Raw genomic sequence first — 19,072 nt, forward strand, 5'->3', positions numbered from 1 at the left:
ACCTCGTCGCCCCCGGTGACGTTATGGGGCTGCCGCCCTGCGGGGCCACCGAATCGGGAGGACCTCCGATGCCACGATCCGACCGGCTCCGGCCGCCCCTCCGTCCGGTCCGCGCCTGCGCGTTCAGCGCACCGGGTGCTCCGGCTCGTAGTTGGTCAGGACGCAGCCTTCGACCTGGGATTTCTCCAGGCGGTACCCGGAAGGGGCGGAGAAGCCGGGCACGCAGTTCAGGTAGAGGAACTGCAGCTGGTACAGGCCGAACCGGGACGACGGGTTGTTGGTCTCGACCGCGATGTTCTCCCCGACGAGCAGCATGCTCGCGGTCGCCCTCAGCTCGCCGTCGTCCTTCAGGTCGGCCTGCTGGGCGGCCTTCGCCTTGGTCTGGAGCTTCTTCATGTCCCCGACGGTGTCGAGCCAGCTCAGGTTGACGGCGCGCTGCGCCCCGGCGGGCTGACCGCACAGCGCGCGGCCCGTGATCCCCCAGTCCAGCGCGTTCCCCTTCACGGCGGGCTGGTAGTCGATGGACTCGATGGCCACCGCCTCGGGGTCCGTGGAGAAGTGCTTCTCGCAGTCCAGGCTGTTGCCCACGAGCTTGCGCAGCTCGGTGATGCTGCCCGCGCGGGGGAGCCCGAGGCTGCCGGTCTTCGGCTGGCCGAGCTTCTCGCCGCCGCCCGCCGGGTCCTGCGGGGTCTCGAAGTTCGGACTGCCCGATCCGTCCTCGGCGGAGAAGAAGTCGGTGAGGCCGCAGCCCTCCACCAGCGGCTTCTCGTACTTGTAGCCCTCGGGCGTCCGGCCGCCCGGGTTGCAGACCAGGACCCGCATGTTCGACTGGACCAGGGCCATGGCGCTCTTCGACTTGGTGGGGAAGGCGACGAAGCCCTTGCCGACCAGGACGTTGCTGAAGAGCCCGTAGGCCCCGTCACCCCCGGCGATCTTGTCCATGACGTACTGCTTGTAGCCCGCCTGGAACGCCTTCATGTCCTTGGGGACGGCGATGGCGATGCTGCCCCCCCGGCGCCCGTCGCTGCAGACGCCGACCTCGGTGACCGACCACTGCCCGACCTTGGGGAAGTCGCCGCTCGGCAGCCTCGGGTCGTCGGGCTCCGTGCCCAGGTCCTCGCACCCGGTGAACTCGCGCATGTACTGCTGCGCCCCGGTGAGCGAGCCCGCGGGGGCGGCGCCGGCGGAGGAAGCGGAGGAGGAGGCGGCGGAGGAGGAGGCGGCCGCGCCCGGTGGGGCCGCCTGACCGTCCCCCTTGCAGGCGGGGAGGGCGGCGAGACAGGTGAGGGCGGCGGTCGTGGCGAGGATCCGCTTGATGCGCATGGGTCGCTTTCGTCGGACGGCAGATCGCGGGGGGTGGCATGCGCATGCTAGATCGAGCCGGTGAGCATGATCAAAACCGCGGCCCGGCCCGGCCGGTCACGCCGCCCAGCCGGCGAGCCGCTCGAAGTCCCCCCGGACCAGGCCGATCCGCTCGTCGATGCGCATCAACAGCGCCCGCGCCGGGTGGCGCTGGTCCACGTACTCCCGGTCCATCGCCGTGATGTCGTCGTCGATCCACGCGAACTCCCGTGCGCCCGCGTACTCCAGGATGTACTGCGTCTTCCAGAAGGTGCCGCGCGGGGCCCGCCCGTGCATCTGCGGCCAGTCGATGTACGGGAGCCGCGGCAGGCCCAGGTGCGGGCCTATCCAGTCGTTCGCCTCGTCCTTCCAGGTGGTGGCCCAGACCAGCTCGTACGAGCGCGCCAGGGCGAGCAGCTCCGTGCCGTGGGTGTGGTTCAGCCAGACCCGCAGGGGCCGCCGGCTCTCCGCCCCGGTCCAGCCGGTCGGGCGCATCCGGTGGGTGGAGTACCCCTCGGGGCGGCGCTGGGCCTGGGCCGCGTAGGGGTTCAGGGGCCCGTCCACGTCGATCAGCAGCAAGGGCTTGGGCGTCATCTCGGCAGCCTTCCGTTCCGGGTGCCTCGGGGCACCCCATTTATTGAGTGAGACATGAACGTCTCATTCGGGGTATGCTTGTCTCATGGCCATGGATCGTGACCAGGTGCTCCGCGACGCCGCAGCCCTGCTCTCCCGCAAATCGACCGCCACGATGGACGAGGTCGCCCGCGCCGCAGGCATCGGGCGCGCGACCCTCCACCGGCACTTCGCCGGGCGCGACGCCCTCGTACGTGCCCTCGAGGAACTCGGCATCCGCCAGTTCGAGACGGCCTTCGACAACGCCCGCCTGGACGAGGGCACGGCGGTCGAGGCGCTGCGCCGGCTGGTCGCCGAGGCCGAGCGCGACGCCCAGCTGCTGGCCTTCCTCGTCACCGAGAACCAGCTTTTCGAGGGCGATCAGGTCAACGAGGGATGGGCCCGGCTCGACGCGCGCGTCAGCGCGCTCTTCCGGCGCGGCCAGGAGGAGGGCGACATCCGGATCGACCTGAGCCCCGCCTGGCTCACCGAGGCCCTCTACGGCCTCATCGGCACCTGCGCCTGGGCCGTCATGGACGGCCGGGTCGCCGCGAAGGACTTCCAGTACATGATCATCGAGCTGCTGCTCGGTGGCGCCCGACGGAGTGTGGAGAAATGAGCCGCATGGAACAGCTGACCCGGGAGAAGGGGACGGAGGCGATCACGGGGCGGGAGAGCAGGGGGCGCTGGCTGGCGCTCTGCGTGCTCGTCCTGGCCGTTCTGCTGGTCGCGGTGGACGCCACCGTACTCGGTCTCGCCACGCCCTCGCTCAGCGAGGACCTCAAGCCGTCCGGCACCCAGCTGCTGTGGATCGGCGACATCTACTCGTTCGTGATCGCCGGCCTGCTCGTCTCCATGGGCTCCCTCGGCGACCGCATAGGCCGCAAGAAGCTGCTCCTGGTCGGCGCGACCGCCTTCGGCGCCGTCTCCGTCCTGAACGCCTACGCCACCAGCCCCGAGATGATGATCGCGGCCCGGGCCCTGCTCGGCGTGGCCGGCGCGACGCTGATGCCGTCCACCCTCGCGCTGATCCGGAACATCTTCCACGACCCCAAGGAGCGCAGCCTCGCCATCGGCATCTGGGGCGCCACCGCCTCGGCCGGCGCGGCCATCGGGCCCGTCGTCGGCGGCGCCCTGCTCCAGCACTTCTGGTGGGGCTCGGTCTTCCTCATCAACCTGCCCGTGATGATCGCCCTGGTCCTCGTCGGCATCAAGCTGCTGCCCGAGTCCAAGAACCCGGTCGCCGGCCCCTGGGACCTGGTCAGCGTCGCCCTCTCCCTCGTCGGAGTCATCGGTGTCGTCTACGCCGTCAAGGAAGTCGCCACCCACGGCGTCACCTGGGGCGTCGGGGCCGCCGCCGTCATCGGCGCCACATGCCTGTACGCCTTCGTCCGCCGCCAGTTCAGCCTGCCGTCGCCGCTCCTCGACATGCGGCTCTTCAGGCACCGCGGCTTCTCCGGCGCGGTCCTGGCCGACCTGCTGACCGTCTTCGGCCTCTCCGGCCTCGTCTTCTTCCTCTCCCAGTTCCTCCAGCTCGTCCAGGGCCGCGACCCCCTGGAGGCGGGCCTGGCCGAACTGCCCGCCGCCATCGGCGCGGTGGTCACCGGCCTGATCGCAGGCCGGTACGCCCGCCGGTACTCGGTACGGTCGATCGTGACCGGCGGCCTCGCGGCCATCGGACTCGCGCTCGGCGCGCTCACGCTGGTCCACAAGGAGAGCGGCTACCCGCTGCTCGGCGCGGCCCTGCTGGTCGTCGGCCTCGGCGCCGGCTTCTCCTTCACCGTCACCGCCGACGTGATCCTCTCCAGCGTCCCCAAGGAGCAGGCGGGTTCGGCCTCGGCCGTCTCCGAGACCGCGTACGAACTCGGCGCGGCCCTCGGCATCGCCCTGCTCGGCTCCATCGTCACGGGCGTCTACCAGGGCTTCACCGCCCCGGCCTCGGTCTCCGGACCGGTCGCCGACGCCGCGCACGAATCGCTGGGCGGCGCCGTCGAGGCCGCCAAGGCCGTGGACCCGGCGACCGCGCAGACCATGGTCTCCGCGGCCCAGGAGGCCTTCGTGGACGGCCTGCGGTTCGCCTCCGGCGTGGGCGCGGCCGTACTGCTGGCCACCGCGGTGGCGGCCTGGTTCCTGCTCAAGGGGCAGAAGCTCCAGGACGGTATCGCGCACTGAGCCTCCGAGCTCTGCGCCCCCAAGGGGTGGTGTCCTGCACAGAGTTGACAGTCCGTTGACGCGCAGGACACCATCCCCGCGATGGAGATCAACGATCTGACCCCGGCGGAACGCCGCGTATGGGACGCCTTCCCGCGCGGCGAGGGCGTCGATTTCCGCGAGCACCCCGACGAGAACGGTTTCGACGGCGCGGGGTGGGGGCCCGAGCGCACCCTGCGTGCCGAGGTGCTCAGCGCCCTCCTGTTGAGCGGTGCCGGTGTGGTGGGCCAGGTTCCCGGGCTCAACGTCCGCGGAGCCCGGATCACCGGCAAGCTGAACCTCAAGTACGCGGTAATCGAGCATGCGATCCGGCTCCGCGCCTGCTGGTTCGAGCGCAAACCCCTCCTCTACGGGGCCCGGTTGCGCGCCCTCGTGCTGTCCGACTCGGCGCTGCCCGGCCTGACCGCCGCCACTCTCGCCGTCGACATCGTCCTGCGGCTGTCCTGCTGCCGCATCACCGGACCCGTGAGGCTGCAAGGGGCCCGGATCACCGGCGGCCTCTTCCTCCAGCGGGCCGTCATCGGCGACCCGGAAACGCAAGCAGAGAGCCAGGAGCCCCCGCTCCAGTTCAACCACGCCGACATCGGCACCGACGTCATCGCCATGCAACTCACGGTCCACGGCCAGACCCGCATCAACGGCGCCACCGTCGGCGGCCAGATCAACCTCGACGACGCCCGCCTGCTCGCCCCCGGCGGCACGGCCCTGCACGCCGAGACCCTGTCCGTCGGCACCGACCTGCGCGCCATGCGGCTGGAGGCCCGGGGGCGGGTCAACCTCAGCGGTTCCCGCATTCCGGGCCAGCTCAACCTGGCCTACGCCCGGCTCGCCAACCCCGGCGGCGTGGCCCTGCGGGCCAGCAGCTGCGCCGTCGGCGAGCTCTGGCTGCGGGGCTGCGACACCATCCAGGGGATGGTCAACCTGCGCCGTTCCCAGGTCGACCTGCTGCACATAGCGCCGGAGACCTGGCCAGGTACGGTGCGGCTGGCCGGGCTCGGCTACCGGGCGATGAGCCCGCACCTCCCCGCCGAGCAGCGGCTGTCCGTCCTGGAGCGTGAGGAGTCGGGCTACCTTCCGTACCTCTACGAACAGCTCGCCGCCGCCTACCGTACGGCCGGCGACGAGGCCGCCGCCCGGACCGTGCAGCTCGCCAAGCTGCGACGCCACCGGCGCACCCTGCCCCGGCACGCCAGGGTCTGGGGGCTGCTCCAGGACGCCACCGTCGGCTACGGCTTCCGGCCGCTGCGCGCGGCGGGCTGGCTGCTGGCGCTGCTGCTCGTGGGCTCGATCGCATACAGCCTGCATCCGCCCCGGCCGCTGAAGACGGGGGAGGCGCCGGACTTCAACGCGGTGTTCTACACGATCGACCTGATGCTGCCGATCATCGGCTTCGGCCAGGAGTCCGCGTACGCGCCGAGCGGCTGGTACCAGTGGCTGTCGTACGTGCTGATCGTGACCGGCTGGGTCCTCGCCACGACGACCGCGGCGGGCGTCAGCCGGTCACTCCAGCGGCAGTAGCAGCTACGCGGCCTTCGCCTTGGTGGCGTACATGTCCACGTACTCCTGGCCCGAGAGCCGCATGACCTCCGCCATCACCGAGTCGGTGACGGCGCGCAGCACGTAGCGGTCGCGGTCCATGCCCTCGTACCGGGAGAACTCCATCGGCTCGCCGAAGCGGATGGTGACCCGGCCCGGACGCGGCATGCCCGCGCCGCCGGGCTGGAGCTTGTCGGTGCCGATCACCGCGAACGGGACCACGGGGGCGCCGGTCATCAGCGTCAGGCGGGCGATGCCGGTGCGGCCGCGGTAGAGCCGGCCGTCGGGGGAGCGGGTGCCCTCGGGGTAGATCCCGAAGATCTTGCCCTCCTCGAGGATGCGGCGGCCGGTCATCAGGGCCGCGACACCGCCGTTCGCACCGTCGCGGTCGACGGGGATCATGCCGGAGCCGGTGAAGAACCAGGCCATGGCGCGGCCCTTGATGCCCTTGCCCGTCACGTACTCGTCCTTGCCGATGAAGTGGACCGTGCGGTCGCACACCAGCGGAAGGATCATGGAGTCGATGAAGGTGAGGTGGTTGCCCGCCAGGATCACCGGCCCGGTGCCCGGGATGTTCTCGATGCCCTCCACACGGGTGCGGAACATCATGCGCATGACCGGTCCGACAGTGGCCTTGATGAGCGATGTACGGAACAACGTGAGCCCTCCGGCATCGAAAAGCGGGTTTCGCACCACGCGGCGGTAGTGCAGGTGAGGACGATACTCGTGGGTCAGCTCCGAGTGCACATCGGGTTCACGAGGTGGATACGCAGTGTTGACGCACGTTTCCGCCATGTTTCCCGTGGGCCCGCCCCCGCGCCACCGGCTGCTGCCTACGATCGCCACGCAGAATCGGGCCGCAGGAACCCGGAGACCCCGGGGCGCCGCCGGCCCTTCCATACGACAGGAGTGGCACTCATGACGCAGGGTGGGGCAGCACGGCGCACGGTCCTGGGGGCGGCGGTCCTGGCGGCGGGCGGCGGCATGGCCGGGCTCTCGGCGGGATCCGCCTCGGCGGCACAGACGGCGCAGACGGCACAGGCCGCGGACTCGGCGGAGGCGGCCTTCGCGGCCGACGCGCGCCACGGCGGCGGCTACCGGGACCTCCCCGTCCCGCTGGTCATCGGCCACCGCGGCGCCTGCGGCTACCGGCCCGAGCACACCCTCGGGTCGTACCAGCTCGCCCTCGACCTGGGCGCGGACGTCGTCGAGCAGGATCTGGTGCCCACCAAGGACGGCCACCTGGTGTGCCGCCACGAGAACGAGATCGGCGGCACCACCGATGTCGCCGACCACCCCGAGTTCGCGTCCCGCCGTACGACCAAGTCGATCGACGGGGTCGCGGTCACGGGCTGGTTCACCGAGGACTTCACCCTCGCCGAGCTGAAGACCCTGCGGGCGAAGGAACGTATCCCCGCCGTCCGCCAGCGCAACACGCTCTACGACGGCCGGTGGGACGTGCCCACCTTCGAAGAGGTGCTGCGCTGGGCCGACCGCGAGGGCAAGCGGCGCGGCAAGCGCGTCTGGCTGCACGTCGAGACCAAGCACCCCACGTACTTCCGGTCCCTCGGCCTGGGCCTCGAGGAGCCGCTCGCCAAGCTGCTGCGCCGCTACGGCCGCGACGGCCGGAACGCTCCCCTCTTCCTCCAGTCCTTCGAGCCCTCCAGCATCCAGCGGCTCTCCAAGCTGGTCTCCGCGCCGCGCGTGGTCCTGCTGTCGGCGGCGGGCACCCGGCCCTGGGACTTCGAGCAGGCCAAGGATCCGCGGACGGTGGCGGACCTGGTCAAGCCCGAGGGCCTGAAGTGGATCGCCGGATTCGCCCAGGGCATCGGCCCCACCATGGACCTGATCATCCCGCGCGACGCCGCCGGGAAGCTGGGAACCCCCACCACGCTGGTCAAGGACGCCCACGCCCGAGGGCTGGTGCTGCACCCCTACACCGCGCGCAACGAGAACAGCTTCCTGCCGGCCGAGTACCGCAAGGGCACCGACCCGGCTGCCTACGGGGACGCCTTCGGCGCCTTCAAGAGGTACTTCGAGCAGGGCATCGACGGCATCTTCACGGACAACGCGGACACCGGCCTGCTCGCGGCGGAGGCCTTCCGCCCGGGCCGCGGCCGCTAGAGGCGTCAACAGACAAGCGGAACATCACGTACGGGTGGGCTGTGCCGGGCGGGGAAACCGCCGGGCACGGCCCGTGCGTCCCGCCCGGCATGGACCTGCTGAAGGACTCCGACCTCCTGAAGGAACTGGGCCCGCTGCTCTCCGCCGAGGCCGCCGCGGAAGCCCCGGGCGCCGGCGTGGAGGCGGCCGACCTGGAACAAGCCGTCTGGGTCAGGCTGCTGGAACACGACCCCGCCCCCGCCGAGCCGGCGCGCTGGCTGCGCCGGGCGGTGCGCGCCGAAGCCCGCCTCGCCCGGCGCCGCGCCCGGCGCGAGATCCCGTACGGCTGCCGGCCCGGGAGTGCGGGCGCCGAACCCGAAGACGCCCTGCTGCACGGGGAGGAGAACCGTGCCCTCCGGTCGGCGGTCGCCCGATTGCCCGGACGGTGTCCGGAGCTCATGAGGGCACTTCTTTCGCCCAGAGACCTCACTTACCGTGAAATCGCAGGAGAGTTGGGTATCTCACAAGGAAGTTTGGGACCCGTCCGTTCCCGTTGCCTGGGATGTCTGCGCAGAATGCTGGCGTCAGAGGTTGCGGCTCCCCGCCTTCGGGGAAGGGAGCGGTAGACCAATGGGCCACCAGGTGAGCGGGAGGCATGCGCACATGGGCATGAGCGTGACCATTTCGGCGGCAGCTGCCGAGGACACTGAGCAGATCCTCAAACTGCAGTACCTGGCGTTCCAGCGCGAGGCCGAGCTGTACGGCAACTACCGCATCCAGCCGCTCACCCAGACCCTGGACTCCCTCAAGGCGGAGCTCGAGTCGGACACGGTACTGGTGGCCCGGCTCGGCGACGAAGTGGTCGGCACCGTGCGCGGCAAGGTCGACGAGGACGGCACCGGCAAGATCGCCAAGCTCTGCGTCCACCCGCGCCTGCAGGGTCACGGGCTCGGTGCCCGGCTGCTGCGCGCCGTCGAGGAGGCACTCGCGGGCCACGGCGACACCACCCGCTTCCGCCTGCACACCGGCCACAAGAGCGAGTCCAACCTGCGTCTCTACCGCAAGGCCGGCTACGTACAGGTCGGCGGCCGGACGGCTTCCGACGGCGTACGCCTGGTGATCCTGGAGAAGGAGGCCACCGACGCGGCCGACTTCGCGGTCAGTGCCTGACGCTCGGGGCCTGACGCTTGACGTTCGGCGTCGGAGGCTCAGCGCTTGGTGCGCAGCCAGAGCATCCCGGTGATCGGCAGGATCACCGGGATGAACAGGTAGCCCATCCCGAACTGCGACCACACCGTCGAGTCGGGGAAGGACTCGGGCCGCACCAGGGTCCAGGTACCCACGACGAGGACCCCGGCCAGCTCGGCGGCGCAGCACGCGCGCGCCGCCCTGCGGGCCGTCTCCCCGCCGCGCACCAGTGAGTACGTGATGAAGCAGTAGACGAGTGCGGCCAGGCCGGTCAGGGTGTAGGGCAGCGGGGCCCGGTCGAACTCGGTGGAGATCTGGTAGACCGAGCGCGAGACCGCGCCGACCGTGATCACCCCGTAGAGCCAGACCAGCAGCAGCCCGGGGCCGGAGACCAGCCGCTTGCGCTCGGCGGGGGTGGCGGCCGTGTCGTCCATCTGCGTGTCAGGCACCGGGCGTTCCCCAAATGTCATAGAGGCGTACTTCGAGCACGGCGAGGACGAGCGCGCCCGCGGCCACCGTCACCGAGCCCCACTTGGTCCGCTCGCTCAGCGACAGCAGCCCGGCGGCCGGGACCGCCGCGAGGGCGCCCACCAGGTAGGCCACGAAGATCACCGTGCCCTCGTCGGGCTTGCCGCCCTGCGCCAGCTTCACCACGCCGACCACCAGCTGGGCCAGGGCCAGCAGGGTCACCACGCCCATGCCGATGAAGTGCCAGTCCTTGGTCGGCTGGTCCCGCAGGGCGGCGTATCCGCACCAGGCGGCGAGGGCGAGTGCGGCCGCGCCGAGGGCGACGGTCAGGGCGTCGAGCATGCAGCGAGGGTATTACGGGCCGCCGGACCGGCCGCGCCCGCCCCTGTGGGCGGGCGGCCCGCGGCCCCCGTACGTCGTGGCCTTGGCCACAGCGGAGGCTTCCGCCCGGGCCTGCGGGTATCGCCGCGTACGGGCTTCCCGGGCCGTGTCCGCGCAGGTCAGCGTGGCCGGTTGGACCTTCGTCGCGGATGACCTTCGCTGACCGGTGCTGTCCGGAATGCGACCAGATTCCGTCCGCTATACGGACACCGTTGATCGGTGAAGGGATAGGTCTGCTTTACTGGGGCCCATGACCACGACGAGCAGCCGCACCCTTGCGACCGAGGCGACGATGACGCCCGGTGCTCGTTGTATGTGTCGAATGTGCGCCTTCTGAGGGCCCCTCTCCTTGCAGTCTCGCGCCCCGAAGCGAGACCGGCCGAGCCCGTTCGTACCGCCGCCCCGAAGCGGCACCGGATCGCTCCTGCCCCGCGCACGCGTCGTCAGCGTCATTTTCTGATGATCTGACCCGTATCGCGTCCCCAGATGTTTGCCCCGTGCCCGGCACCCGCTGCGCCGCGCACTCGACAGCGACGGAATTCCTGTGATCACCACATCGGGCCTCACGAAGGTCTACCAGTCCCGTGGCCGCGAGGTCACCGCCCTGGACGGCGTCGATCTGCACGTCCGCGAGGGCGAGGTCTACGGAGTCATCGGCCAGAGCGGTGCCGGCAAGTCCTCCCTGATCCGCTGCGTGAACCTGCTCGAACGCCCCACCACCGGCACCGTGACCGTCGACGGCGTCGACCTCACGGCGCTGGCCGGCCGCGGCCGCCGCGCCGGCAAGGAGCTCCGCGAGGCCCGCAGCCGCATCGGCATGGTCTTCCAGCACTTCAACCTGCTGTCCTCGCGCACCGTGCAGAGCAACATCGAACTGCCCCTGGAGATCCTCGGCGTCTCCGGCCGCGAGCGCTCCCGCAAGGCCCTCGAACTCCTCGACCTCGTCGGCCTCTCCGACAAGGCCAAGGCCTACCCCGGCCAGCTCTCCGGCGGCCAGAAGCAGCGCGTCGGCATCGCCCGCGCCCTGGCCGGCGACCCCAAGGTGCTGCTCTCCGACGAGGCCACCAGCGCCCTGGACCCCGAGACCACCCGCTCGATCCTCCAGCTGCTGCGCGACCTCAACCAGCAGCTCGGCCTGACCGTCCTGCTCATCACCCACGAGATGGACGTCGTCAAGACCGTCTGCGACTCGGCCGCCCTGATGAAGCGGGGCCGGATCATCGAGTCCGGCACCGTCGCCGAACTGCTCGCCACCCCCGGCTCCGAGCTCGCCGGCGAACTCTTCCCCGTCAGCGGCGCCGCCACCGGCCCCGACCGCACCGTCGTCGACGTCACCTTCCACGGGGACGCCGCCACCCAGCCGGTCATCTCCCAGCTGGCGCGGACGTACAACATCGACATCTCGATCCTCGGCGCCGCGATGGACACCGTCGCCGGCCGCCAGATCGGCCGCATGCGCATCGAGCTGCCCGGCCGCTACGAGGACAACGTCGTGCCCGTCGGCTTCCTGCGCGAGCAGGGCCTGCAGGTCGCCGTCGTCACCGACGACCTCGAAAACACAGAAGACGCCGACGCCGAGCTCGCCCGGCTCGTCAAGGATGGTGCCCAGTGACCTGGTCCGAGATGCAGCCCCTGCTCAGCCAGGGCACGTACGACACCCTCTACATGGTGCTCTGGTCCACCCTGGTGACCGTCCTCGGCGGACTGCCCATCGGCATCCTGCTCGTCCTCACCGACAAGGGCGGCCTCCTGCAGAACCGGCCGCTCAACAAGGTCCTCGGCGTGATCGTGAACATAGGCCGCTCGCTGCCGTTCATCATCCTGCTGATCGCCCTGATCCCGGTCACCACCGCCGTCGTCGGCACCTTCATCGGCCCCACCGCCATGATCGTCCCGCTCGCCATCGGCGCGATCCCCTTCTTCGCCCGCCTCGTCGAGACGGCAGTCCGCGAGGTGGACCACGGCCTGATCGAGGCAGTCGAGTCCATGGGCGGCGGCGTCCCCACCCTCGTCGGCAAGGTGCTCCTCCCGCAGGCCCTGCCCTCACTGGTCGCCGGCGTCACCACCACCCTGATCACGCTGATCGGCTACTCCGCCATGGCCGGCGCGGTCGGCGGCGAAGGACTCGGTTCCAAGGCCATCACCTACGGCTTCCAGCGCTTCGAGACCGGCTTCATGCTCGCCACCGTCGTGGTCCTGGTCGTCATCGTCACGGTGATCCAGCTGATCGGCGACGGCGTGGTCCGCCTCCTCGCCCGCCGCGGCCGGACAGCCTGAACGGCACGGGCCGCACCACCGGATTTCTCCACCCCAGAAAGCCCGCACTTGTCGTGCTTGGGCCGCCACCACCCGCAAGAACCGCGCACGACCTGCGCACTTGCACCGCAATGAAAGGCACTCTTCGTGCGTAAGAACATCAAGGCCACCGCCCTCACCGCCGCCTCCGCCGCGCTCGCCCTCGGCCTCACCGCCTGCGGCAGCTCCTCGGACCCGTCCTCCACCAAGGCCGGCGGCGGCAAGGCCGACGAGAGCAAGCCGCTCGTCATCGCGGCGTCCCCGAGCCCGCACGCCGACGTCCTGAACTTCGTCAAGGACAAGCTCGCGGCCAAGGAGGGCCTCAAGCTGGAGGTGAAGGAGTTCACGGACTACGTGCTCCCCAACACCGCCACCGAGCAGGGCCAGGTCGACGGCAACTACTTCCAGCACAAGCCGTACCTCGACGACTTCAACAAGAAGAACGGCACCCACATCGTGCCCGTCGTGAACGTGCACCTGGAGCCCCTCGGCCTCTACTCCAAGAAGGTCAAGGCCCTCACGGACATCAAGGCCGGCCAGACCATCGCCGTCCCCAACGACACCACCAACGAGGGCCGCGCGCTCCAGCTGCTCGCCGCGAACAACCTGATCACCCTCAAGGAAGGCGTCGGCACCAGCGCCAAGCTGTCCGACATCACCGACAAGAAGGGCCTGGAGTTCAAGGAGCTGGAGGCCGCCACGGTCCCGCGCGCCCTGAACGACGTGGACGCCGCGGTCATCAACGGCAACTACGCCCTCGAGTCCAAGCTCTCGCCCGCCAAGGACGCGCTGGTCCTGGAAAAGGCCGAGGGCAACCCGTACGCCAACTTCCTCGCGGTGAAGGCCGGCAACGAGAAGGACCCGCGGATCGAGAAGCTCGCGAAGCTCCTCAACTCCGACGAGGTCAAGAAGTTCATCGAGGACAAGTACCAGGGCTCGGTCGTCCCCGCCTTCGGCGCCCCGAAGGCCTGATCGCCCAGCCGTCCGGCCCCGTACGCCCCCACCGGGTGTGCGGGGCCGCGTGCTGCCCGCTTCCGGGCAACCCGGCCGCCACATCCCGCTGCCGATGCTGCATGCTGTGCCTACGACCCGCACAAACGGTCCAGCAACGGCATGGAGCTGCGCATGACTACCACCTTCCCGGACGTCACCATCAGCACGGACCGGCTGGTGCTGCGGCCGTTCGACGGGGAGGACGTCACCGCGCTCGCCGAGATGATGAACGACGAGCACATCACCGCCTGGACCTCCGTACCGCACCCCTACACCCAGGCCGACGCCCAGGCCTGGGCCACCCGGGACTCCCACACGGAACGCACCGAGGGCAGAGGCATCGTCTTCGCCGTCGCCGAGTTCCTCACCCAGCGCCTCGTCGGCATCGTGCACCTGCAGAACACCAACTGGCGCACCCGCAGCACCGAGGTCGGCTACGTCACCGCCCCCTGGGCCCGCGGCGAGGGCTACGCCAGCGAGTCCGTACTCGCCATCGCCCAGTGGCTCTTCCGCGACCAGGGCTTCGAACGCCTCGAACTGCGCACCGCCGCCGACAACACCGCCTCCCAGCAGGTCGCCCAGAAGATCGGCTGCATCAGCGAAGGCGTCCTGCGCAACGCGTGGATAGTGCGCACCCAGAACCCCGACGGCTCCTGGGCGGACACCCGCACCGACCTCATCGTCTGGAGCCTCGTCCCCGAAGACCTCGAGGACCCCGACGGCTACAACGGCCACGACGACTACGGGTACGGCCCCGGAGCACAGGCGGACGCGAGCGGCTACGCCGTCGGCGCCGACTGGAGCTGACCCGATGACCAGGTAGTCTCACCGTGCCCGCCCCTGCCGGCGAAACCTCGCCCGCCCCCACCCCAGGAGACTGACGACGATGGCCGACCGGGTCACGGTGATCGGCTGGGACGGCTCGCCCCTGACCGCGGCCGCCCGGTCCGCGCTCTCCGCAGCCACCCTCGTGGCCGGCGCCGCGCACCACCTCGCACTCCCCGAGGTCCCGCCCACCGCCGAACGCATCCGCCTGGGCAGCCTCGGCCTCGCCGCCCGCCGCATCGCCGGCCACCGCGGCACCGCCGTCGTCTTCGCCGACGGGGACCCCGGTTTCTTCGGCGCCGTACGCACCCTGCGCGCCCCCGAGCACGGCCTCGAGGTCGAGGTCGTCCCCGCCGTGTCCTCCGTAGCCGCCGCCTTCGCCCGCGCCGGCATGCCCTGGGACGACGCCCAGGTCGTCGTCGCCCACCCGCGCACCCTGCGCCGCGCCGTCAACGTCTGCCGCGCCCACGCCAAGGTCGCCGTCCTCACCTCGCCCGGCGCCGGCCCCGCCGAACTCGCTCTCCTGCTCGGCGGGGTCCACCGCACCTTCGTCATCTGCGAGGAGCTCGGCACCGCCAGGGAACAGGTGACCGTCCTGACCTCCGACCGGGCCGCCGACCACAGCTGGCGCGACCCCAACGTCGTCATCGTCATCGGCGGACAGGCCTCCTCCCTCTCCTCCTCCGCCACCGCCGAACCGGCATGGCTGCTCGGCCAGAGCCCCGCCCAGACCGGAGCCCGCGGCTGGGCCCGCCCCCTGGCCGACGCCGGGGAAGGCGAGTCGGCCCAGCTGCGCGCCGCCCAGCTCGCCCGCCTCGGCCCGCGCACCGGAGACCTCGTCTGGGACATCGGCACCGGCTCCGGCGCCTTCGCCGTGGAGGCCGCCGCGTTCGGCGCCGCCGTCATCGCGGTGGACGCCGACCCACACGCCTGCGAACGCGCAACTGCCGCCGCCCGCAAGCGGGGCGTACAGCTCCAGGTCGTCGCCGGACGCGCACCGCACGTACTGGAAGACCTCCCCGAACCCGACGTCGTCCGCATCGGCGGCGGGGGAGCCGAGGCCGCCCGGGCCGTCGCCGACCGCCGCCCCGAACGGATCGTCAGCCACGCCTCCACCCGCGACGAGGCCGAGGCGATCGGCCGCGCGCTCACCGAGGGCGGCTACACCGTCGAGTGCGCGCTGCTCCAGTCCGTGGGCCTGGACACCCGTACGTGGGGTGAACAGGACCGTTCCGTCGTGTTCCTCCTGGCAGCCGAACGCCCCGTGAACCGCTGAGCGGCGCCCGCGGTAGGCTGGCCGATCGTCGTACAGCCCTGCTGTGTCCGGGGGCGACGGCACCGCCCGATGCGCGACGTGGCGCAGTCCACAGCGGACCATGGCAGTTATGGCTGCCGTGGTGGCTAACGGGCGCGACAATGCTTACTGGTTGTCGCGCAGGGTGTGCGAGAGACGAAACGCATCGCACGGCAACCCCGCACGGCAACGCCGCCCGGCGGCCTTGTGGGAGACCGGGCGATCGAAGAGGCACAATCGATGGGCGAGGGGTACGCATGACTGACACCGGCCAGGTACCGGGCGAGGGTCACCCGGACAACGCGGGCATGGTGGATCAGGGCATTCCCACGCCGGTCCAGAACCCGGGCCCCGTCCCCGCTCCCGTCCAGGGCGGCTACGCCTTCCAGGACCTCGTGGACAACCCGGCCGAGCCGGAGGACGAGGAACTGCTGCTGATGCCGAGCGGCCAGGGTGCGTGGAGCGACCCGCAGGTCGTCCCGCCGGCGCCCGTCTTCCCCGTCGAGACCGCCTACGGCGACGCACCCTACGCCGAGTACCCCGAGGCGCCGGCCGCGTACGCGGAGCCCGTGTTCCCCGCTCAGCCCGCGTTCCCCGATCCCTCCTACGGTGACGCCTCGTACAGCGCCGGTGCGCACGAGGCCGGCGGCCGCGACTCCGGCGCGCTCGACCTCGGCGGCCTCGTGGTCCCGCCACAGGCGGCCGCCCCGATGGCCCCGGCCGCGCCCGTCGCCCCGGCCGTGACCGCCCGTCGGCCGCTGCACATGGGTCCGCCCGTGCCCGAGGCCACCGGCGGAGTCGTACGTTCGCTCGCCGACCGGGGTCCGGCGGCGGCTCCCGTGGCTGCCGCGGCGCCCGCCGCACCGGTCGTGCAGGTCGTCGCCGCTGCCGTGAGCGCCCCCGCTCCGATTCCGGTGCAGGTGGCCGGGCCGCCGACCCTCGGCCCCGAGTACCTGGACGTGCCGCGCCCCGAGGCCGCCGCCGTACCGGCCGCGCCGCAGCCGGGCGAGACCCCGCCGCAGGCCGGTGAGCCGTGGACGGCGGAGCCGGCGCCCGTGGCAGAGCCGGCGCCCGTTGTGGCCGCCGAGCCCGTGGCCGCGCCGGAGCCCGCGGTGGCTGCCGAGCCCGCGGTGGCCGTCGAGCCGGTGGTGGCCCCTGAGCCGGTCGTGGTCCCTGAGCCGGTCGTGGTCCCCGAGCCCGTCCTCGCACCCGTGGCCGCCGAAGCCCCCGAGACCCCGGAAGCCCCTCAGCCGGAGCCGGTCGCCGTGCCGGAGCCCGCCCCGGTCGTGGAGGCCGTGCCGGAGCCCGTCGCCGAGGCGCCTGAGCCTGCTGCTGCGGAGCCCGTCGAAGCCCCGGTGGCGCCCGCCGCCGAGCAGGAGCCGGTCGTGGCCGAGGCCGCGCCGGTGGACGTACCGGTGGCGGACGCAGGCGCGGTGGCGGCAGCCGTCGCGGACGCAGCCGTGGTGGAGGCACCGGCCGCCGCGCCGGAGCCGGAGGCCCTGCCTGCAGAACCGGTGGTGCACGCCCCCGAGGCCCCCGAGGCCCCCGAGGCCGTCGAGCCCGTCGCCGAGGAGCCCATCGCCGCCGAGCCGGCCGCTCCCGAGGCCCCTGCGGCCCCCGTAGCGCTGGAAGCCGTACCGGAGACCGCGCCGGAGGCCGTGGCGGTGCAGCCCGAAGCCGCTCCCGAGCCCACCCCCGCGCCGGTTGCCGTACCGGAGGCCGAAGCAGTGGCCGAGCCGGTCGCCGAGGCCGCTCCCGAGCCCGTCGTGGAGCCCTCGGCCGGCGAAGCGGCCCCCGCGTACACCGACGCCGAGCGCGAGGCCGTCCTGCGCGTCATGCGTGAACGCCGCGACATCCGCAACGGCTTCCGCACCGACCCGATCCCGCACGAGGTGCTGCTCCGCGTCCTGGAGGCCGCGCACCACGCGCCCAGCGTGGGCCACTCCCAGCCCTGGGACTTCGTCGTCATCCGCTCGGCCGAGACCCGCCGCGCGATGCACGAGCTCGCCCAGCGCCAGCGCGAGGCCTACGCGAAGTCGCTGCCCAAGGGCCGGGCGAAGCAGTTCAAGCAACTCAAGATCGAGGCCATCCTCGACACCCCGGTGAACATCGTCGTCACCGCCGACCCCACCCGCGGCGGCCGTCACACCCTCGGCCGGCACACCCAGCCGCAGATGGCCCCGTACTCCTCGGCCCTCGCCGTCGAGAACCTCTGGCTCGCCGCGCGCGCCGAGGGCCTCGGCGTCGGCTGGGTCAGCTTCTTCGACGAGCGCGAGATGGTGCGCGAGCTCGGCCTGCCGGAGCACCTCGAGGTCGTCGCGTACCTGTGCGTCGGCTACGTCGACGAGTTCCCGGAGGAGCCGGAGCTGGCACAGGCCGGCTGGTCGCAGCGCCGGCCGCTGGCCTGGGTCGTGCACGAGGAGACGTACGGCCGCCGCGCGCTGCCCGGCGAGGAGCCGCACGACCTGCTCTCGGAGACGGTCGCCAGCATCCGCCCGCTCGACGCGAAGGCGCTGGGCGAGGCCTGGGAGCGCCAGAAGCGCATGACCAAGCCCGCCGGGGCCCTGGGCATGCTCGAAATCATCTCCGCCCAGCTCAGCGGCCTCTCCAGGGTCTGCCCGCCGCCGATCCCGGAGCCGGCCGCGGTCGCGATCTTCGCGGGCGACCACGGGGTCCACGCCCAGGGCGTCACCCCGTGGCCCCAGGAGGTCACCACGCAGATGGTCGCCAACTTCCTGGGCGGCGGCGCGGTCTGCAACGCGTTCGCGAACCAGGTGGGCGCCGAGGTCTGCGTCATCGACGTCGGTGTCGCGGGCGACCTGCCCGCCACCCCGGGCCTGCTCCCTCGCAAGGTCCGCCCGGGCACGGCCGACCTCTCCACGGGCCCGGCGATGACCCGCGAGGAAGCGATCGCGGCCATCGAGGTGGGCATCGAGACGGCCCGCGACCTCGTCGCAGCAGGCAACAAGGCCCTCCTGACCGGCGAGATGGGCATCGCGAACACGACGGTCTCCGCAGCCCTGATCTCGGTCTTCACCGGGGTCGACCCGGCGGAGGTGACGGGCCGCGGCACGGGCATCAACGACGAGACGCACGCCCGCAAGGTCGAGGTCGTACGCCGCGCCCTGGAACTGCACCAGCCGGACCCGGCCGACCCGATCGGCGTCCTGGCGGCCATCGGCGGCCTGGAGCACGCGGCCATCGTCGGCATGCTCCTGGGCGGGGCGTCCCTGCGCACCCCCGTCATCCTGGACGGCGTGAGCGCGGGCGCGGCAGCCCTGGTGGCCCGGGCCATCGCCCCCGAGTCCCTCTCGGCCTGCATCGCGGGCCACCGCAGCGCGGAGCCGGGGCATGTGGCGGCCCTGAACAAGCTCGGTCTGCGCCCGCTCGTGGACCTGGACCTCCGCCTGGGCGAGGGCACGGGCGCCCTGCTGGCCCTCCCGCTGGTCCAGAGCGCGGCCCGCGCGATGCACGAGGTGGCCACCTTCGACTCGGCGGGCGTCACGGAAAAGTAGCCCGCAGGGCCGCTGCCGGGGACTCCGCCCCCGGACCCCCGCGCCTCAAACGCCGGCGGGGCTGGAATTCCCGCTCCGCGGCAACCCGGCCCGCCGGCGGAGCCGGGGTGTGCCGGCCGCGCCCGGCGGACGGCATCAGCCGAAATCCAGCCCCTCCGGCGTTTGACGAGCAGGGGCTGGGGCGGAGCCCCAGAGCTCCCGCGCAACGGGCCCGGCCCGCCCCACGCCACCGCCCGGCCCGCGCCGTATGGTGGACCCGCACCGCATAACCGCACGTCAGTACCCCGCCGCTCCAAAGCCGCAGCGGCAA

Annotated in this window: 17 protein-coding genes; 12 read left to right on the top strand and 5 right to left on the bottom strand. The window is 72.0% G+C overall.

Annotated elements, in window-relative coordinates:
• Positions 1 to 123: 123 nt before the first annotated feature.
• Both ACZ5WG_RS37420 and ACZ5WG_RS37425 read right to left on the bottom strand, forming a co-directional pair.
• Complete coding sequence (locus ACZ5WG_RS37420) at positions 124 to 1,323, bottom strand: hypothetical protein (protein WP_468729126.1); 1,200 nt, start codon at positions 1,321 to 1,323, stop codon at positions 124 to 126.
• Between the two features lie 96 nt (positions 1,324 to 1,419).
• Complete coding sequence (locus tag ACZ5WG_RS37425) at positions 1,420 to 1,935, bottom strand: HAD domain-containing protein (RefSeq protein ID WP_468729127.1); 516 nt, start codon at positions 1,933 to 1,935, stop codon at positions 1,420 to 1,422.
• 85 nt (positions 1,936 to 2,020) lie between these two features.
• Here ACZ5WG_RS37425 and ACZ5WG_RS37430 point away from each other — a divergent pair, with 85 nt between their 5' ends.
• From ACZ5WG_RS37430 to ACZ5WG_RS37440, 3 genes are all read left to right on the top strand, one after another.
• The gene (locus ACZ5WG_RS37430) at positions 2,021 to 2,572 is read left to right on the top strand and encodes a TetR/AcrR family transcriptional regulator (protein ID WP_053786012.1); all 552 of its coding nucleotides are present in this window, start codon (positions 2,021 to 2,023) and stop codon (positions 2,570 to 2,572) included.
• A 5-nt stretch (positions 2,573 to 2,577) separates the two neighbouring features.
• Entirely contained in the window at positions 2,578 to 4,125 is a 1,548-nt protein-coding gene (locus tag ACZ5WG_RS37435) for an MFS transporter (protein ID WP_468729212.1), read from the top strand.
• Between the two features lie 81 nt (positions 4,126 to 4,206).
• The gene (locus ACZ5WG_RS37440) at positions 4,207 to 5,682 is read left to right on the top strand and encodes a membrane-associated oxidoreductase (RefSeq protein WP_468729128.1); all 1,476 of its coding nucleotides are present in this window, start codon (positions 4,207 to 4,209) and stop codon (positions 5,680 to 5,682) included.
• A gap of 3 nt (positions 5,683 to 5,685) precedes the next feature.
• Here the strand turns inward: ACZ5WG_RS37440 and ACZ5WG_RS37445 are convergent, their stop codons facing one another.
• Positions 5,686 to 6,315: a lysophospholipid acyltransferase family protein gene (locus ACZ5WG_RS37445; protein WP_468729130.1), complete on the bottom strand. Its 630-nt coding sequence runs from the start codon at positions 6,313 to 6,315 to the stop codon at positions 5,686 to 5,688.
• A 303-nt stretch (positions 6,316 to 6,618) separates the two neighbouring features.
• Between ACZ5WG_RS37445 and ACZ5WG_RS37450 the strand changes: the two genes are divergently transcribed.
• From ACZ5WG_RS37450 to ACZ5WG_RS37460, 3 genes are all read left to right on the top strand, one after another.
• On the top strand, positions 6,619 to 7,824 hold the full coding sequence (locus tag ACZ5WG_RS37450; RefSeq protein ID WP_468729132.1) for a glycerophosphodiester phosphodiesterase: 1,206 nt from the start codon (positions 6,619 to 6,621) through the stop codon (positions 7,822 to 7,824).
• A gap of 89 nt (positions 7,825 to 7,913) precedes the next feature.
• The gene (locus ACZ5WG_RS37455) at positions 7,914 to 8,429 is read left to right on the top strand and encodes an RNA polymerase sigma factor (RefSeq protein WP_078613185.1); all 516 of its coding nucleotides are present in this window, start codon (positions 7,914 to 7,916) and stop codon (positions 8,427 to 8,429) included.
• Between the two features lie 37 nt (positions 8,430 to 8,466).
• Positions 8,467 to 8,973 (top strand): GNAT family N-acetyltransferase, encoded by a 507-nt coding sequence (locus ACZ5WG_RS37460; protein ID WP_030294460.1) that lies wholly within the window; start codon positions 8,467 to 8,469, stop codon positions 8,971 to 8,973.
• A 38-nt stretch (positions 8,974 to 9,011) separates the two neighbouring features.
• Here the strand turns inward: ACZ5WG_RS37460 and ACZ5WG_RS37465 are convergent, their stop codons facing one another.
• A complete protein-coding gene (locus tag ACZ5WG_RS37465; protein ID WP_468729213.1) occupies positions 9,012 to 9,425 on the bottom strand; it encodes a hypothetical protein in 414 nt (137 codons plus the stop codon).
• A gap of 7 nt (positions 9,426 to 9,432) precedes the next feature.
• Positions 9,433 to 9,801 (bottom strand): hypothetical protein, encoded by a 369-nt coding sequence (locus ACZ5WG_RS37470; protein ID WP_327363237.1) that lies wholly within the window; start codon positions 9,799 to 9,801, stop codon positions 9,433 to 9,435.
• 583 nt (positions 9,802 to 10,384) lie between these two features.
• Between ACZ5WG_RS37470 and ACZ5WG_RS37475 the strand changes: the two genes are divergently transcribed.
• The 6 genes from ACZ5WG_RS37475 (at position 10,385) to cobT (ending at position 18,762) form a co-directional block, all read left to right on the top strand.
• On the top strand, positions 10,385 to 11,452 hold the full coding sequence (locus ACZ5WG_RS37475; protein WP_468729135.1) for a methionine ABC transporter ATP-binding protein: 1,068 nt from the start codon (positions 10,385 to 10,387) through the stop codon (positions 11,450 to 11,452).
• Positions 11,449 to 12,117, top strand: a complete 669-nt coding sequence (locus ACZ5WG_RS37480) for a methionine ABC transporter permease (RefSeq protein WP_468729136.1) — start codon at positions 11,449 to 11,451, stop codon at positions 12,115 to 12,117. The genes ACZ5WG_RS37475 and ACZ5WG_RS37480 overlap by 4 nt, the downstream gene beginning before the upstream one ends.
• Positions 12,118 to 12,243: 126 nt before the next feature.
• Complete coding sequence (locus ACZ5WG_RS37485) at positions 12,244 to 13,107, top strand: MetQ/NlpA family ABC transporter substrate-binding protein (RefSeq protein ID WP_468729138.1); 864 nt, start codon at positions 12,244 to 12,246, stop codon at positions 13,105 to 13,107.
• A gap of 153 nt (positions 13,108 to 13,260) precedes the next feature.
• The gene (locus tag ACZ5WG_RS37490) at positions 13,261 to 13,935 is read left to right on the top strand and encodes a GNAT family N-acetyltransferase (RefSeq protein ID WP_468729139.1); all 675 of its coding nucleotides are present in this window, start codon (positions 13,261 to 13,263) and stop codon (positions 13,933 to 13,935) included.
• 79 nt (positions 13,936 to 14,014) lie between these two features.
• Positions 14,015 to 15,229, top strand: a complete 1,215-nt coding sequence (gene cbiE, locus ACZ5WG_RS37495; protein WP_468729141.1) for a precorrin-6y C5,15-methyltransferase (decarboxylating) subunit CbiE — start codon at positions 14,015 to 14,017, stop codon at positions 15,227 to 15,229.
• A gap of 275 nt (positions 15,230 to 15,504) precedes the next feature.
• A complete protein-coding gene (gene cobT, locus ACZ5WG_RS37500) occupies positions 15,505 to 18,762 on the top strand; it encodes a nicotinate-nucleotide--dimethylbenzimidazole phosphoribosyltransferase (RefSeq protein ID WP_468729142.1) in 3,258 nt (1,085 codons plus the stop codon).
• The last annotated feature ends 310 nt before the right edge of the window (positions 18,763 to 19,072 follow it).

The sequence above is a fragment of the Streptomyces sp. NPDC032745 genome, assembly GCF_055579465.1.

Coding starts and splice junctions, on each gene's coding strand:
- ACZ5WG_RS37420 (WP_468729126.1), bottom strand. CDS start 1,323: ATGCGCATCAAGCGGATCCTCGCCACGACCGCCGCCCTCACCTGTCTC.
- ACZ5WG_RS37425 (WP_468729127.1), bottom strand. CDS start 1,935: ATGACGCCCAAGCCCTTGCTGCTGATCGACGTGGACGGGCCCCTGAAC.
- ACZ5WG_RS37430 (WP_053786012.1), top strand. CDS start 2,021: ATGGCCATGGATCGTGACCAGGTGCTCCGCGACGCCGCAGCCCTGCTC.
- ACZ5WG_RS37435 (WP_468729212.1), top strand. CDS start 2,578: ATGGAACAGCTGACCCGGGAGAAGGGGACGGAGGCGATCACGGGGCGG.
- ACZ5WG_RS37440 (WP_468729128.1), top strand. CDS start 4,207: ATGGAGATCAACGATCTGACCCCGGCGGAACGCCGCGTATGGGACGCC.
- ACZ5WG_RS37445 (WP_468729130.1), bottom strand. CDS start 6,315: ATGCGCATGATGTTCCGCACCCGTGTGGAGGGCATCGAGAACATCCCG.
- ACZ5WG_RS37450 (WP_468729132.1), top strand. CDS start 6,619: ATGACGCAGGGTGGGGCAGCACGGCGCACGGTCCTGGGGGCGGCGGTC.
- ACZ5WG_RS37455 (WP_078613185.1), top strand. CDS start 7,914: ATGGACCTGCTGAAGGACTCCGACCTCCTGAAGGAACTGGGCCCGCTG.
- ACZ5WG_RS37460 (WP_030294460.1), top strand. CDS start 8,467: ATGGGCATGAGCGTGACCATTTCGGCGGCAGCTGCCGAGGACACTGAG.
- ACZ5WG_RS37465 (WP_468729213.1), bottom strand. CDS start 9,425: ATGGACGACACGGCCGCCACCCCCGCCGAGCGCAAGCGGCTGGTCTCC.
- ACZ5WG_RS37470 (WP_327363237.1), bottom strand. CDS start 9,801: ATGCTCGACGCCCTGACCGTCGCCCTCGGCGCGGCCGCACTCGCCCTC.
- ACZ5WG_RS37490 (WP_468729139.1), top strand. CDS start 13,261: ATGACTACCACCTTCCCGGACGTCACCATCAGCACGGACCGGCTGGTG.
- cbiE (WP_468729141.1), top strand. CDS start 14,015: ATGGCCGACCGGGTCACGGTGATCGGCTGGGACGGCTCGCCCCTGACC.
- cobT (WP_468729142.1), top strand. CDS start 15,505: ATGACTGACACCGGCCAGGTACCGGGCGAGGGTCACCCGGACAACGCG.